The 14,324-nt window shown below is 64.7% G+C and carries 16 protein-coding genes; 11 read left to right on the top strand and 5 right to left on the bottom strand.

All coding sequences use genetic code 11. From position 1 onward, the window contains the following. Positions 1 to 61 precede the first annotated feature (61 nt). The gene (locus tag Harman_RS05690; protein WP_137682826.1) at positions 62 to 622 is read left to right on the top strand and encodes a phosphatase PAP2 family protein; all 561 of its coding nucleotides are present in this window, start codon (positions 62 to 64) and stop codon (positions 620 to 622) included. Positions 623 to 795: 173 nt separating this feature from the next. On the opposite strand, the gene Harman_RS05695 is transcribed toward Harman_RS05690, so the two are convergent. Beyond that, on the bottom strand, positions 796 to 1,779 hold the full coding sequence (locus Harman_RS05695) for a formyltetrahydrofolate deformylase (protein WP_137682827.1): 984 nt from the start codon (positions 1,777 to 1,779) through the stop codon (positions 796 to 798). 120 nt (positions 1,780 to 1,899) lie between these two features. On the opposite strand from Harman_RS05695, the gene Harman_RS05700 reads away from it, so the two are divergent. From Harman_RS05700 to Harman_RS05735, 8 genes are all read left to right on the top strand, one after another. Then, the gene (locus Harman_RS05700; RefSeq protein ID WP_137682828.1) at positions 1,900 to 2,775 is read left to right on the top strand and encodes a GAF domain-containing protein; all 876 of its coding nucleotides are present in this window, start codon (positions 1,900 to 1,902) and stop codon (positions 2,773 to 2,775) included. Then, positions 2,775 to 3,440, top strand: a complete 666-nt coding sequence (locus Harman_RS05705; protein ID WP_137682829.1) for a DUF7504 family protein — start codon at positions 2,775 to 2,777, stop codon at positions 3,438 to 3,440. The genes Harman_RS05700 and Harman_RS05705 overlap by 1 nt, the downstream gene beginning before the upstream one ends. Positions 3,441 to 3,492: 52 nt before the next feature. After that, positions 3,493 to 3,747: a phosphoribosylformylglycinamidine synthase subunit PurS gene (gene purS, locus Harman_RS05710; protein ID WP_137682830.1), complete on the top strand. Its 255-nt coding sequence runs from the start codon at positions 3,493 to 3,495 to the stop codon at positions 3,745 to 3,747. A 108-nt stretch (positions 3,748 to 3,855) separates the two neighbouring features. Further along, positions 3,856 to 4,533 (top strand): phosphoribosylformylglycinamidine synthase I, encoded by a 678-nt coding sequence (gene purQ / locus Harman_RS05715; protein ID WP_137682831.1) that lies wholly within the window; start codon positions 3,856 to 3,858, stop codon positions 4,531 to 4,533. 398 nt (positions 4,534 to 4,931) lie between these two features. Beyond that, the gene (locus tag Harman_RS05720) at positions 4,932 to 5,879 is read left to right on the top strand and encodes a substrate-binding domain-containing protein (RefSeq protein WP_137682832.1); all 948 of its coding nucleotides are present in this window, start codon (positions 4,932 to 4,934) and stop codon (positions 5,877 to 5,879) included. Between the two features lie 2 nt (positions 5,880 to 5,881). Beyond that, on the top strand, positions 5,882 to 6,598 hold the full coding sequence (locus Harman_RS05725; protein ID WP_137682833.1) for an ABC transporter permease: 717 nt from the start codon (positions 5,882 to 5,884) through the stop codon (positions 6,596 to 6,598). After that, positions 6,598 to 7,362, top strand: a complete 765-nt coding sequence (locus Harman_RS05730) for an amino acid ABC transporter ATP-binding protein (RefSeq protein ID WP_137682834.1) — start codon at positions 6,598 to 6,600, stop codon at positions 7,360 to 7,362. The genes Harman_RS05725 and Harman_RS05730 overlap by 1 nt, the downstream gene beginning before the upstream one ends. A 104-nt stretch (positions 7,363 to 7,466) precedes the next feature. Beyond that, positions 7,467 to 8,195, top strand: a complete 729-nt coding sequence (locus Harman_RS05735) for a TOBE domain-containing protein (protein WP_137682835.1) — start codon at positions 7,467 to 7,469, stop codon at positions 8,193 to 8,195. A gap of 31 nt (positions 8,196 to 8,226) precedes the next feature. On the opposite strand, the gene Harman_RS21425 is transcribed toward Harman_RS05735, so the two are convergent. From Harman_RS21425 to arcS, 4 genes are all read right to left on the bottom strand, one after another. Next, the gene (locus tag Harman_RS21425; protein WP_200830830.1) at positions 8,227 to 8,388 is read right to left on the bottom strand and encodes a hypothetical protein; all 162 of its coding nucleotides are present in this window, start codon (positions 8,386 to 8,388) and stop codon (positions 8,227 to 8,229) included. 86 nt (positions 8,389 to 8,474) lie between these two features. Continuing rightward, entirely contained in the window at positions 8,475 to 9,551 is a 1,077-nt protein-coding gene (locus Harman_RS05740; RefSeq protein WP_137682836.1) for an archaeosine biosynthesis radical SAM protein RaSEA, read from the bottom strand. A 38-nt stretch (positions 9,552 to 9,589) separates the two neighbouring features. Next, on the bottom strand, positions 9,590 to 9,985 hold the full coding sequence (locus Harman_RS05745) for a VanZ family protein (RefSeq protein WP_137682837.1): 396 nt from the start codon (positions 9,983 to 9,985) through the stop codon (positions 9,590 to 9,592). 83 nt (positions 9,986 to 10,068) lie between these two features. Further along, positions 10,069 to 11,856: an archaeosine synthase subunit alpha gene (gene arcS, locus Harman_RS05750; RefSeq protein WP_137682838.1), complete on the bottom strand. Its 1,788-nt coding sequence runs from the start codon at positions 11,854 to 11,856 to the stop codon at positions 10,069 to 10,071. A 362-nt stretch (positions 11,857 to 12,218) separates the two neighbouring features. On the opposite strand from arcS, the gene Harman_RS05755 reads away from it, so the two are divergent. Then, complete coding sequence (locus tag Harman_RS05755) at positions 12,219 to 13,364, top strand: alginate lyase family protein (RefSeq protein WP_200830850.1); 1,146 nt, start codon at positions 12,219 to 12,221, stop codon at positions 13,362 to 13,364. Positions 13,365 to 13,437: 73 nt separating this feature from the next. Continuing rightward, on the top strand, positions 13,438 to 14,313 hold the full coding sequence (locus Harman_RS05760) for an NAD-dependent epimerase/dehydratase family protein (RefSeq protein ID WP_137682840.1): 876 nt from the start codon (positions 13,438 to 13,440) through the stop codon (positions 14,311 to 14,313). The last annotated feature ends 11 nt before the right edge of the window (positions 14,314 to 14,324 follow it).

The raw sequence follows: 14,324 nt of genomic DNA on the forward strand, positions 1-14,324 counted from the left end.
AAAGCCCCGTCTCCACCGTACCCAGTGGGAATATACCACACCAGCCCTTCAGACGAGAGACATGGAGCAGTTCGTCGCGGACGTACTCGATTTCGTCGTCGAAATCGACGAGCGTACCGTGTCGCTGATACTCGACCTGCGCGGCCCCTTCGCAACGAAGATACTAACGTCCGTGACCGGCCTCGGATCGGCTTCGGCAGCAATCGTATTCCTCGGAATGTTCTATCTGGCGGGCTGGGAGGAGGAACTCCTGACGGCCGCCGTCGCGCTGGCGCTGACCGGCGTGGTCGTCGGGGTACTCATGCAAACGGTACAGCGGCCGTTTCCGCCGGACCCGGTGTGTCTGACCGGGGACGCCGAGAGCGTCGCCACGTCGTTTCCCTCCGGCCACGCGGCCGCTGTCGTGGTCTTTGCGATGACCGCACGGCAGTCGCCGCGGTTGCCCTTCGGCGCTGTGGCCGCCCTCGCGGCGATGATTGCGTTCTCGCGGGTCTATCTCGGCACGCACTACCTCTCGGACACTGTGGCCGGCGTGGCAATCGGCGTCGGTGCGTTCGTCGTCGCGAAGCGACTCGTCGACCGGTTCGACCTGCTGTCACGTGTCCGACCGTATTTCGACTGAGTCACAGCGCGAGTCGGGACACCGGAGTGTGGTTTTTGTGTCGGCCGACCTGTCACTCAGTATATGGACGGAGCCGACCGCTTCATGTTCTGGATGCTCGTCCTGCTGTTCGTGCTAATGGCCGTCGCGACGATTCTGTCGCTGCTCGTCGGCTGAACCGTTGAGCGACGCCCTCAGTCGTCGGCCTCGACCTCACCGTCGTCCTCGGCGACGAACTCGCCGAGCCCGTCGATGGGACGGTCAGGGTTCAGTTGGTCGAGTTTCTCCGGTGCGCCGAGTTGCACGTCCGTCTCCTCGGGGTCACGCAGTTTCGTCCGGCCGCGGTGGACGGTCACCTCGTCGTTGAGGTGCAGTTTGATGGCCTCGATGAGCGCCTCGGCTTCGAGCGGCTGACCGATCTGCTGAAGCTCCTCCTCGGTGGCGTCGTCGGGAACGTTGAACGCCCGCTGAGTGATTATCGGTCCCTGATCGAGGTCCGTCGTCACGTAGTGGGCGGTGACGCCGGCGATGCGAACGCCTTCCTCGATGGCCTGCATGTACGCCGACGCGCCGGGGAAGGCGGGCAGCAGGCTCGGGTGGACGTTGATGATGCGGCTCTCGTAGCGGAAGACGACATCGGGCGAGAGGATGCGCATGTAGCGGGCCAGCGCGATGAGGTCGGCGTCGTACTGCGCGAGTAGGTCAAGCAGTTGTTGCTCGTCCGGCGTTCCCTTCTCGTCGCCGATGTCGTGGAAGGGTACGTCGTACTTGGCCGCCAGCGGTGCGAGGTCGTCGTGGTTCCCGATGACCACCTCGATGTCGGCCCCGAGATCGCCGTTGGCCCAGGCCTCGAACAGGGCTTCCAGACAATGGGACTCCTTCGTGACGAGGACGGCGATGGTCTGGGTTTCGCGGTCGGCAGGGAACCGGACCTGCACGTCGACGCCGAGTTCGTCGCCCAGTTCGGTGAGGTCCTCGCGGAGTTTCGACTCGGTCGTCACCATCTCGGAGGTGTCGACGCGCATCGTCATCCGGAAGACGCCTTCCCGGACGGCCTGGTCGAGGTCCTCGATGTTGATGCTGCGCTCGAACAGCAGCGAGGTCACTTCGGCGATGAGGCCCGTGTCGTCCTCGCCGACGACCGTGATCTCTGTCAGGCCGCGTGTCACGATACCCACCACCGGACAGCGTCGCGATCCATTTGCCCCAGAGTCGGCAGTCCCACGGCAAAAGCCTTCGTTTTCCACACAGCGTAGACGCCAACGCTTTGTGTCTCGGTCCGTGTATGTACGGCAGTGATGAGTGATTCGCCGACCGTTCTCTGTGCCCAACCCGATACTGACGAACGGGCGGAGACGGCCGACGCGCTTACCGACGCCGGACTCGCTGTCGAGGAGGTCGGCTCGGTCGATAGCCTGGAGGTGGCACTCGACCGGTCGATCGACTGTGTCGTGACGGCCTTCGACTTCGAGGACGGCGACGGGTTCGACGTGGTGGATGCGGTTCGTGAGGTATACCCGGACTGTGTGGTCATCCTCTATACGGAACATGCGCCCTCGGACCTCCCCCGTGGCAGTCCCGAACAGGTCGTCGAGTACGTGCCACAGACGGTCCCGGAGTCCCGGGAGCGGCTCGCCGACATCGCCGCCATGGCCGCCGCCGAAGTGACCCAGGCGGCCTACCCCGTTCCGGACACCGAGACGGAGCGGCTGGCTGCCGTCCGCGAGTACGACGTGGAACAGTTGGAAGCAGCCGACACGTTCGACCGGCTGACGGCGCTGATGACCAGTCACTTCGACATCGACGTGGCCTTTGTCGGCCTGATGGACGAACACGAGGAGCGGTTCCTCGCGTGTGAGGGGGCCAACTGGCGAACCCTCTCCCGGGAGGACTCGATCTGTACCCACACGATTCTCTCGACCGAGACGATGGTCGTCGAGGACACCCACGAGGACCCCCGCTTCGCCGAAGTAGACGAACTTGACCGGCTCGACATCAGGTCCTACGCCGGCGTCCGAATCACAGACAAAGATGGGAACGCTATCGGTGCGGTTTGCTGTACCAACGGGGAGCCGCGGCGCTACACGCGGGCCGAACTGGACGACCTCCGGCGGTTCGCCGACGAGGTCGAGGAACAACTGCGGTTGCGGCGACGACTACAGAGGGGTACCTGATGGCACAGCGACGAGACGACCGATACGCGTTCGACGGCCTGCCGCTGAACCCGGTCGAGCCGGGAACGAACCTGCTCGTCACCGGGCCGGTGCTGAACGGGGCTCGGGAGCTTGGACTGCGGCTGCTCTGTAGCGCCGACGCCGACGGCGGGACCGTCCTCATTTCGACTGACAGCGGTGCGACAGCCATCCTCGAGGACTTCGAGGGCTGCGGCGGCGTGCTCGACCGCGAGCGGGTCCGCGTCGTCGATTGCGCACAGGAGGGTGGCGACCTCCCGGAAGACAGCGTGTCCGCGGTCAGCACGCCGGCGGACCTGACCGGCATCGGTATCGAGTACTCCGGGCACTACGAATCGACCTACGCCAGCGGCTACACGCGGGTACGGACCGGCATCATCACGCTGACGCCGCTGCTCGTCTACAGCGACGATGTCAGGACGGTGTACCGGTTTCTCAACACCATCACCGGCCGGATCGGCTCCGCGGACGGGCTGGGCGTCTGCGTGCTCGACCCGAACGCCCACGAGGAACAGGTCGTCGAAAGCGTGGCGCAGTTCTTCGACGGCCGGGTCGATGTCCGTGCCGACGCGGGCGACCTCGAACTCCGGGTCAAAGGGCTGCGCGACCAATCGGCCGAGTGGACGCCGGTCGGCGCTCGGACCTGAAGCTGCCGGGAGAACACAAGCGTTTTCTCCGCTGCCCGCTCGCTTGCCAGTAATGACCGCCTTTACCGCGACCGTCACCGTCCGACTCAAGCGGGGCGTCCTCGACCCCGAGGCCGAGACGACACAGCGCTCGCTTGAACGGCTCGGCTTCGAGCTGAACGACCTCCGCTCGGCGGACGTGTTCGAACTGGACCTCGACGCCGACAGCGCCGAAGACGCGGCCGACCGCGCCGAGGAGATGGCCGAGCGGCTCCTGGCGAACCCCACCATCCACGACTACGACATCGAGGTGACCGAGACAGAATGACCATCGCCTCGAAACTGACGGCGATACTCTGTTCCCACACGGGGTGGCTCGCGTGACTATCGCCTCAAAACTGACGGCGATACTCTGTTCCCACACGGAGTGGTCACTGTGACTATCGCCGTCATCCAGTTCGGCGGCTCGAACTGCGACCGCGACTCCGTGCAGGCACTGGCGTCGCTCGGCTTCGACGCCGAACTCGTCTGGCACGAGGACGGCCTCCCCGAGGATGTCGACGGCGTTGTCCTCCCCGGCGGCTTCTCCTACGGCGATTACCTCCGTGCCGGCGCGATGGCCGCCCGCTCGCCCATCATGGCCGAGGTCCGCGAGGCCGCGAGCGAGGGGACGCCGGTACTTGGCATCTGCAACGGCGCACAGATCGGCTGCGAGTCGTCGCTGACCCCCGGCGCGTTCACGACCAACGAGAGTGCCCGGTTCCAGTGTGAGCACGTCCACCTGCGCGTCGAGAACGCCAACACGCCCTGGACCAGCCAGTACGACGAGGGCGAGGTCGTCGAACTCCCCATTGCCCACGGCGAGGGCCGCTACGAAATCTCCGACGACCGCCTGGACGAACTCGAAGCCGAGGACCGAATCCTGTTCAAGTACTGCGACGAGAACGGCGAGGTTACGCCCGAGGCGAACCCAAACGGCTCGAAACACAGCGTGGCTGGCGTCACTGGCGAGAACGACCACGTCGCCGTCATGATGCCCCATCCCGAGCGGGCGACGCTATCAGACCTGGGTCGGACCGACGGCCAAGGTGTTCTCACGGGCTTCGCCGAGTAACGCGGTCAGTTTTGACGGGCGCTGAAAGCCCGGAACGGAGACCAGTCGCGCCGCTATGAGTTTTGTTTCAAAGGGGAGGGACCAGCGGAGCGTGTGACATAGTCCGGCGGTCCCTACTGTGACTTTGGAGGTCAAGCCGTATAAACACACGCTTACCGGAGTGTAAGTGAAATCGCTAGCCACGAGTCCCCTGCCGGCGACTGTGATGCGGTCCCGGGCGTGAATTTTACCAGCGAGAACGAAAATCGGGCGGAACTATCGGTGGCCAAGGCCCCGTACCAAAATCCCGAGGGACGTGCCATGAACGACGGCTTCGCCGCACATTGTGCTACGTCTCTTTTCAATAATGACAATATTACTACGTAAATTATATTTGATGTTGGTGCTTCGGTGTATCTATGCCGATACAACGCCGAGAGTTCATCGCAGCGATAGGCACAGGAGCGCTAGCGACCACAGCCGGATGCTCTCAGATCGGGGGAAGCAACAGTCAGTCCGACGGAGAAAGCGGCGGACAGGCGGGAGTAGCCGGCGAAACCCTCACGCTCACGACGACGACAAGCACCTATGACACGGGGCTCCTCGATGAGATTCATCCCGACTTCGAGGATATGTACGGAGTATCCGTCGACGCGGTTGCACAGGGGACCGGTGCGGCCCTGGAGTCGGCCCGCAACGGTGACTCCGACGTGGTGATGGTCCACGCTCGCGGCCTCGAAGACGAGTTCATGCGCAACGGCTACGGGATCAACCGGCGCGACCTCATGTTCAACGACTTCGTCATCGTTGGGCCGGAGAGCGACCCGGCGGGGATTCAGGGGATGAGTTCAGCGACCGAGGCGCTCAACGCTATCGCCGATTCGGGAGCGCCGTTCGTCTCGCGTGGGGACAACTCCGGGACCCACACGAAGGAACTGAACCTCTGGGAAGCGGCGGGAACCGATCCAGGCGGCGACTGGTATCAGGAGACCGGGACCGGGATGGGCGAGGCACTGAATGTCGCCAATCAACAGGACGCATACACGCTCTCGGACCGGGGAACGTTCATCTCCCAGCGCTCGGAGATCGACCTCGTCATTCTGGTCCAGGGCCCGATCGAGGACGGGCCGGAGATTCTCGCGAACCCCTACGGAATCATGGCCGTGAACCCCGGGGTCCACGACAACGCCAACTACGACCTGGCGATGGCCTACATCGGGTGGATAACCAGTCCCGGAGCCCAGGACGCTATTTCGAGCTATCAGGTCAACGGGGAACAGCTGTTCTTCCCCGAAGCCGTCTCCGAAGATCCGAACTTCCAGCAATACGTTCCGGAAGGGTGGAGTAGCAACTCGTCTGACGAGTAAGCGTGCTGTTCGAATCAGTCGGACAACTGCTGCCGGTCGTCGTCGACCTTCCGTTCCGGGACGGCTACGTGTCGAGCATCATCTACGTCTCGCTGTACGTAAGCGTCATCGCCGTGACGCTGAGTACGCTGTTTAGCATCCCGGTCGCCGTCGTGATGGGGCTTGCCGACTTCCCCGGCAAGCAGTTCGTGAAATCAGTCATCAACACGGGGATGGGGTTTCCCAGCGTGGTCGTCGGTCTCGTGGTGCTGTTCACCGTCTCCAATCAGGGACCGCTGGGGACGCTAGAGCTGATATTCACCAAGGAGGCGATGATCATGTCACAGTTCGTCCTTGCGACGCCGCCGATAACGGCCATCAGTCTCGCGGCCATCAGTGGCGTGGACGAGGGCGTCCGCGACGCCGCACACGTCCTCGGCGGGACGCGTCTGGACGTGGCGCTGGTCGTGCTCAAGGAGGCGCGGTACGGCATCGCGACGGCGATTCTGGCGGGCTTTGGCCGCGCTATCAGCGAGGTCGGCTCCGTGCTCATCGTCGGCGGGAATATCACGAGCGCGGAGGGCATCTCGAAGACGCGGACGCTGACAACCGCGATTCAGCTCGAAGCGCGCCAAGGGCAGTACGAGACAGCGATGATACTCGGCGCGGTTCTGGTCGCACTCGTGTTGGCGGTAAACGCCGTGGTCGTCCGGTTAGGCGACCAGGAGGTACGACGCTAATGCTTCAGGCAACTGGTGTTTCACAGTGGTACGGGGACGAACGTGTGTTCCGGAACCTCTCCATCGATGTCGAGACCGGAGAGGTCGTCGCAATTATCGGACCGTCCGGCGTCGGAAAGACAACGCTGCTTCGGATGCTCGCGCTCTCGCTAGAGCCCAACGACGGGACGGTCACCTTCGATGGGACGGACGTGTGGGCCGTCGACGAGGCCGAACGGCTTTCGTTGCGGCGACGCATCGGAATGGTGTTTCAGGAAGCGAGCCTGTTCGATGCCCCAGTCGACCGTAACGTCGAATACGGGCTCCGTATCCGCAGGTCGTGGACAGACCGGCTCCAGAGCGAACTTCGCTCGGTACTGCGCTCGAACGGGACCGCTGACGCCGTTCATGAGGCACTCGACGTCGTCGGGTTATCGGAGAAGATGGACCAACACGCTCAGTCACTCTCAGGCGGCGAGGCCCAGCGGGTTTCGTTTGCCCGCGCACTGGCGTATGATCCGGATATCCTGCTGCTGGACGAGCCGACATCGGATTTAGACCCGCGAAACACCGCGGTTATCGAAGACGCAATTTCCGAGGCCCGGAACCGAGGTATCGGCGTCGTCGTGGCGACACACGACATGCACCAGGCGGAGCGGGTCGCAGACCGGGTCGCGGTACTGCTCAACGAGCGTATCACGGAGATTGCCCCGACAGAGGTGATTTTCGAGAATCCGTCGGACAGTCGCACCCGACAGTTCATCTCCGGCGAATTGGTGTACTGACCGCGTCCCAACGCCGTCGTGTAGCACACTCCTGTCAAATACAATCCGCAGACGGAGAGTGGGCCAGCGGCAACGCCTTTGTGAGGGCACGGCCATGTGATAGTATGGACGCGACCGCCGATGTCGAAGTGCAACTGGGGCAGGGCGACACCGCGCTGACCGCCCGCGACCGGACGCTCCTGCAGGCGGTCGCCGCCCACGGATCGCTGAACAGCGCCGCCGACGCGCTCGGGCGGTCCTACGCCCACGCCCAGCGCCGAATAGTCGAGCTAGAGGACGCGTTCGGGCCGCTGGTCGACCGCAGCCGCGGCGGCAGCGGCGGCGGCGGCAGTGAACTCACGGCGACGGCCGAGCAACTGCTCGCTCGCTTCCAGCGCCTCCAGGCCGAGTTCGACGGGGTGGCGACAGCAGAGGAGACCGTCCTCCGTGGGACTGTCGTCGACCGCGACGGGGAACTGGCGACCGTCGAGACACCGCCGGGGACAGTCCGGGCCATCGTCGACACCGACGCCGAAGCCGGCGACGCGGTCGAAGTCGGCATCCGCGCCGATACGGTGACGCTGAACGCGCCACCTGAAGCGCCGGAGCCGACGGGCACGAGCGCGCGAAATCAGTTTGCCGGGACTGTTGAACGCGTCGACGAAGGCGCGTCTATCGCGCTGGTTTCACTGGCTATCGATCCGAACACGACGCTGTCCGCGCTCGTGACCGACACGAGCCTCGACAAACTCGACATCACAGCGGGCGCGGAACTGGTCGCGTCGTTCAAAGCGACCGCGACTGTCGGCGTCATTCCTGCTATCGAACAGCCAGCATCGGACGAATCGTCGTGATCGAGCCGAAAAAAGCCACGTCCGTCAGCGCTCAGAGGCCCCAGCCGGACGGCAGCAGGTCGGACTGACAGGCGGTACAGGCGACCATCCCGTCGCCGTCGATACAGTGCCGCCGTTCACCGCACAGGTCACACTCCGTGACCGTTCCGCGTGTGTTGAAACTGCCTCTGTTCTGGTTGCCGTTGGGGGTCATATCGAACAGTCTTATGCGCGAGAGCCGGATAAGAGTTGGTCGACAGTTCGTCACAAACCCACTCACAGATCGTCGGTTCGACGGCGCTACCGGGCGAGCGGGAGCGAGTAACTCCGCTCGCGCTCGATGACGGCGTCCCACGTCGCCTCGCACTCGCAACTCACCTGCTCGAACACCGACGGGTCCTGCCGGAGGTCGAAGTCCTTGATAGCTCGCTGGACTTTGTCGTCGCACTCCCCGCAGTTGTGTGGGCCGCGGTCGCTGCCGTGGCCGACGGGGTCCGAGACGACGATGACATCCTCGTCAGCGGTCGATTCCAGCACGTCGGCGACCGACCAGAGCCACGGCGGCCGGTAGCCGCCATCGTGGTACAGCTCCTCGACCATCGTGTACCGCTGGACGTTACAGGGGTTCATCGAAACGGTGTGACAGCCGTCGACCGCGGCACAGCGTCGCACCGACCGCTTCATGTCCTCGACGGCCTCGGCTTCCGAGAGGAACGGCGGCTTCATCAGCAAGTACGCCTTGACGCCAGCGCCCGCTGCCTGCGCTGCTTCGGAGGCGTTCTCGAAGTCCTCGAAGTCGAAGTACTTGTTCACGCAGTCGTGGCGCACGCGGTCAGTGGCCGTCTCCAGACCGACGGCCACGTCGGTTTCCAGACCCACGTCAACGAAATCGCCGACCGTCTCCTCGTCGACGAAATCCGGCAGCGACTCGACGACGATGCGCTCGCGGTCAGCAAACGTCTCGGCGATAGCCTGGCGTGTTTCCGCCGGGACCTCGCGCTCATCAAGGAAGCTCCCGGAGGTGTATATTTTGATGAGGCCGCTCTTCTCGTCGCTGTTCTCACTTTCGTGGTCCAGACAGTGCTGGATCTGTGCCATGAGGTCCTCGTGGGCGACGCTGCCGCCCTCGACGCTCTCGGCGACGTAGCCACACATCGTACAGCCGCCGGCGCGGGCCCACCGGCAGCCACCGGTGTTCAGGATGATGGTCAGACTCTGGTAGACGCCGTCTGGCGTGTTGTCTTCGTCGAGCCACACGCGGGTCGGCTCGCGAGGGTCGTACGTCGAGTCGTTGCGCGACCGGATGTCGCGCATCACGGAGTTGTGGGCGTCCATGCCCTTGCCCTCCTCGTAGACCTCGGGACTGGGCTTGCTCATTGGGGCGAGGTAGCCGATGAGCGCGTAAAGCCGCTTCGTTACTTCGAGGCGCCCGGGTCGGTGCGGTCCGACCGCCGGATTGCGAGCCACGCCAGCCCGGCCAGGACAGCCCCGACGGTGTTGGCAAGGAAGTCAGCGCCGCTCGTCCCGCGCGAGGGGACGAGAGCCTGGAGGAGTTCCACACCGGCCCCGTAGAGAACCGCGACGGCCGCCAGCGCCGCCACTGTGACCCACCCACGTGCGCGTCGCGCCCACGCCAGCAACGCCGTGAGCGCCCCGTAGCTCGCCGCGTGGACCCACTTATCGAGTGAAACGCCGAGCAACACAGGGAGTTGCTCGCTCGGCCCTTCAGGAACCGGAAGCAGCGAGGTGCCGAGTAACAACAGAGAAAACCCGACAGCGGGCAGGTACCGTCGGCGTCCCGACCAGTCCATATCGGCGGTTGCCCCGCTCCGGAGATAAGTCGCGCGGTCAGACGCCGACGCCTGCCGAGGTCCACGATAGCTGACAGAGACTGTTACTGCTCTTCCGTATGGCGCATCTGGACGGCGATACCGCGAGTCGAGGACTGCATCTCCGGGCCACTCATCTGTGCGCGACCGACGCCGAAGGCCGCGTCGCCCCGAATCACCACGTCGTCGCCGACGCGGATGTCGTCGCTGGCGTCGGTGATACCGGGCGCAAGTACCGAGCCGTGGGGAACGAAGGGTTCGATTTCGACCGTTTTCGTCGGCACGTCGCTCTCGACCCAGCGGCGCGCCCCGGCAGTGGTCAAGGAGAGGACGCCGTACTGCTGGGCGAGCGCCGCCAGCTGTTCGCCGTCGGCGTCGTCGGCCCGCAGTTGCGGATACCGGCCCTGCGTCGAGAGGTCGTCGAACAGTTCGTCGCCAGCGCCTTCGCCGAACTGGTAGTCGGCGACAGCGCGGATGGTGTTGTGTTCGCGTTCCCGCTTCGGGTAGCGGTCCCAGCCCTCCAGTTCGGCGGCGAGGTTCCCCAGCGAGTCCGCCGTCGTCGGGTGGTCAGTGACGGTGTAGGTAAACTCCCGGCCCAGCGAGTCGGCCACGCGCTCGCAGATCTCGCGGTAGCCTTCGCCGGGAACGTGGGCAATAATCTCCGGGTAGTCGGTATCTTCTAAATAGCGTTCGAGCACGCGGCTGACGAACTCGATTTCGGTGGCGGTCCAGTTGCCCGTCACCACCGAGTCGTAGTGCTGTGCGGGGTAGGTGAGTTCGAGTTCCTGCGGGACGACGCCGATGGGCGAGGTCATCGAGACGACGTGGGCGCGCCACTTGATCGCGTCGTGGTACTGCTTGTGACTCTGGGAATCGCTGTAGGGCTTGCGCGCTGAACACGGGACTAACACGAGCGGGCGGTCGTCGAAGCGCGGGACGTAGCGGTCGGTGACGCGCTCGGCGAACCGTTGGATCTCGACGCGGCGAAGTGAGTCGTCGCTGGCCGCCGAGAGGTCGGCTCGTCGGATGAGCGGCGTCCGCTCCTCCAAGTAGCTGTACTGCTGGTCCAGCTGTCGGAACGTCGCGGTGAGCCAGTTGTCCTGTCTGGCCTGCCCTTCGACGTAGTCCCGGAGGCGGCCGTCACGGATGCGGCGGCGGACCCGTCGGAGTTCCGCGGCGAGCGCGTTGACGTTGTGCGCGACACAGTCCTCCCGGTCGAACGCTTCGCGCGGTTGCTGGCAGGCCGGGCACGAACAGGGGAGTTCATCGAGGTCTTCGAGGAAATAGGCCTCGTCGGTCGTGAGATACCGGCCTTCGGTCCCGCGGATGACAGCCCGGTCGGGGTCCACGAGGTCGACGCCGGCGTAGACGAGCGTGGCGACGTTTCGCGGCGTGGCGACGCCGGGAAGATAGAGTGCGGTGTCGGCGGGCGTTGCCTCCCGAACGGTGGTGACAGCGTCAACGAACGCCGAGGCGTGTCCGACGTAACCGGGCGCACCGGCGAGCACGTAGGCGTCGCTGCCGTGGTCCGTCGCGGTGTCGGGCGAGACGACGGCCGCGCTCGGGAAATCCACGTCGGGGTAGTCGACGGCGAAGGCATCTGCAACTTCATCCGGCGTGCCGGCGGGAAGTCCTCGGTGGGGCAGGACGGTGAGCAACGATTCGTTTCCTTCGGGGTCGGCCTGCTCGGTCGGCCAGTGGCTCCCGGCGTCGTCGAGGACGTGCCGGCAATCGCCCGGCGTATCGGTGTCCACGTCGTCGACCAGCGCCGGCGTCGTCACGGTGTCGGCGAGGCGCAACTCGCCCACTCGCGCGGCGCTGTCGCGCTCGTGAACCTCGAAGTAGTCGGTCATGCAATGGCGTCAGCCACGCGCGACCAACTATCTTGCCTTTGGGCCGGCACTGACACGGGTAGCGAGCATCTACTAGCGGATGGTTGACAGTTTGTGCAGTTAACTGACCCTGATTATCGCGAAGGGGCCGCCATCTCCCGATTAATCGCACCCTAACTAATTCCGTAGAGGCTGATTCATCGTTCGTGCAGCGCCAGTCACGACGAGACGTGTTGCTCGCTCTTTCGGGGACAGCCGCGGCGTTGAGTGGCTGTTCGACCGGCCTCTCCTCGGAGGACTCGAACGCGAAAGCCGCGTCGCAGGGTACAGAGCCGCTACCGACGGAACGGGCATCTGAGTCAGGAATTCCGAGCAGGCCCGCGATGTTCATCCATCTCGATACGGTGGCCGCGATTCGGTCCCGCGTCGAGAGCGGTGCCAGCCCGTGGGCGGAAGCCTACGAAGCATTTACGGCCGATGTCCAGAATGCGATGGCAGCCGCTCCGGAAAGCGTCACGGACAACGGCGACGGCCACGAGTTCAAAACGAAAGGCCCCGAAGACCCCGAGGCGCGAAAGGATTACGTCAAAGCCATCAGGACCGGGGATCGGATCCGCGATCTCGGCCTCGCCTACCAGTACACCGGTTCGGACCAGTACGCCGAGAAGGCAATCGAACTGTTGAACCATTGGTTCCTCGATTCCGAGACGCGGATGGCCCCGGTAAAGACCAACAGCATCGAACTGTTCATCACGCTCCCCAAGATGTGGTGGGGTGCGGAGCTCGTTCGCGGCCACGAGAGGTGGAACGATGACAGCGTCGGCAGTGAAGCCGATCTACAGGAATGGATCCAGACGTTCCTGGACGACGTTGGCCACGACATTCCGACCTCTTTTGGCCAACAGAACATCTTCAACTGGCAGGAAATGTCCCACGCCGCCGGTGCGGTGTATCTCCGGGACTGGGACCGGTTCCGAGACGCCATGCAGCGAAACCGCGAGGACGGCTTCAATCAACTCCGGGAAGATGGCCTGCTGGAAAACGAGATCGTTCGCGCGTCGAGCTTGGCGTACTCACTGTACGCGGCGAAAGCACTGGTCACCGCCGCGGAACTCAGCCGGATCTACGCCGACAAGCTTGATGGCCCCACTCTGTACGAACACGAGAAGTTTGGGGGAGACAAAGGCGCTATCGAGCGGATTCTCGATGCTCACGCACCGTACGTGGGCGACCCCGAGGCCTGGGAAGCACTGGGCGAGGGTGACCCCGAGCGGTTCGAGAACGAACACGGGTTCCCCGCCAGAAAGCAGGAGGCCGCGTCCTCGCTGTATGAGGTGGCCTACTCCTACTACGAGAAAGACACGTACTTGGAAGCGCTCAAACAGAGCGGACGGCCGGTGAAGAACGTCCCGACGTACGTCTCGGCCCAGCAGGCTGCAATCAACGACCCCGACCGACCGCACCGGGACGAACGCATCCTCGGCTGGACGACGTTCTCGCACGGCGAGCGGTTCCGGCTCGACCTGTAGCGGGCCGAGCGGTGTCGCCCAGTCGGGGCAGCCACACCGCCACGCTTTGGATGCCCGCGACTTCAGAACCGGTATGAATGTTGCCGTGACCGGCGGTCGGGGCAGTTCCGGGCGCTGGATCGTCGACCGACTCGCCGGACCGCACGACGTGACGGTGCTCGACCGCCGCCTCCCCGACGACGGGGGCCATCCGGCCGTCGACTACCGGGCACTGGACCTGACAGACGCCGGGAGCGTCTTCGATTCACTGACTGCCATCGACCCCGATGCAGTGGTCCACTGGGCGGCGATCCCGGTGGCTGGAACCCACCCCGGGGTGGACCTCTTTCGGAACAACACGCTTGCGGCGCACACCGTCCTCTCGGCGGCCGGCCGCGTCAGCGCTGACGTGGTCCAGGGGTCCTCGGACGGCGCGTACGGCTTCTTTTTCGCCGAGGAGACGCCCATCCCGGACGAACTCCCGATTACGGAGGGGCACGCGCTCCGGCCGGAGGACGACTACGGACTCTCGAAGGTCGTCACCGAGGAAATCGGGAAGACGATCGCCCGCCGGGACGGCATCTCGGTGGCGTCGATCCGCCCGTCGTGGATACAGATTCCGGGGGTGTACCCCTGCCGAGACGACGACTACGTCAACGACCTCGCGGCCGGGGCGGGCAACTACTGGTCGTACGTGGACGTACGGGATGTAGTCGACCTCGTGGAGACCGCCCTCGTGGGGGAGGTCGAAGGCCACGAGGCGTTCAACTGCGTCGGCCCGGACAACGCGCTCGGCCGCCCGCTGGTCGAACTCATGCAGGAACACTACGGCGCAGTTCCGGACGACTGCACCGTCACTGGGGACGACCCGGCGTACGCGACGGCCAAAGCCACGGACCGACTCGGCTGGGAGCCGGCCCGATCCTGGCGCGATGCTGCCGATGAGGACGTGGACGTGCCGGTAGTCTGACCGGTTGGCGA

Source organism: Haloarcula mannanilytica (assembly GCF_005406125.1).
Lineage (GTDB): Archaea > Halobacteriota > Halobacteria > Halobacteriales > Haloarculaceae > Haloarcula > Haloarcula mannanilytica.

Coding starts and splice junctions, on each gene's coding strand:
- Harman_RS05690 (WP_137682826.1), top strand. CDS start 62: ATGGAGCAGTTCGTCGCGGACGTACTCGATTTCGTCGTCGAAATCGAC.
- Harman_RS05700 (WP_137682828.1), top strand. CDS start 1,900: ATGAGTGATTCGCCGACCGTTCTCTGTGCCCAACCCGATACTGACGAA.
- Harman_RS05705 (WP_137682829.1), top strand. CDS start 2,775: ATGGCACAGCGACGAGACGACCGATACGCGTTCGACGGCCTGCCGCTG.
- purS (WP_137682830.1), top strand. CDS start 3,493: ATGACCGCCTTTACCGCGACCGTCACCGTCCGACTCAAGCGGGGCGTC.
- Harman_RS05720 (WP_137682832.1), top strand. CDS start 4,932: ATGCCGATACAACGCCGAGAGTTCATCGCAGCGATAGGCACAGGAGCG.
- Harman_RS05730 (WP_137682834.1), top strand. CDS start 6,598: ATGCTTCAGGCAACTGGTGTTTCACAGTGGTACGGGGACGAACGTGTG.
- Harman_RS05735 (WP_137682835.1), top strand. CDS start 7,467: ATGGACGCGACCGCCGATGTCGAAGTGCAACTGGGGCAGGGCGACACC.
- Harman_RS21425 (WP_200830830.1), bottom strand. CDS start 8,388: ATGACCCCCAACGGCAACCAGAACAGAGGCAGTTTCAACACACGCGGA.
- Harman_RS05740 (WP_137682836.1), bottom strand. CDS start 9,551: ATGAGCAAGCCCAGTCCCGAGGTCTACGAGGAGGGCAAGGGCATGGAC.
- Harman_RS05745 (WP_137682837.1), bottom strand. CDS start 9,985: ATGGACTGGTCGGGACGCCGACGGTACCTGCCCGCTGTCGGGTTTTCT.
- arcS (WP_137682838.1), bottom strand. CDS start 11,856: ATGACCGACTACTTCGAGGTTCACGAGCGCGACAGCGCCGCGCGAGTG.
- Harman_RS05755 (WP_200830850.1), top strand. CDS start 12,219: ATGTTCATCCATCTCGATACGGTGGCCGCGATTCGGTCCCGCGTCGAG.
- Harman_RS05760 (WP_137682840.1), top strand. CDS start 13,438: ATGAATGTTGCCGTGACCGGCGGTCGGGGCAGTTCCGGGCGCTGGATC.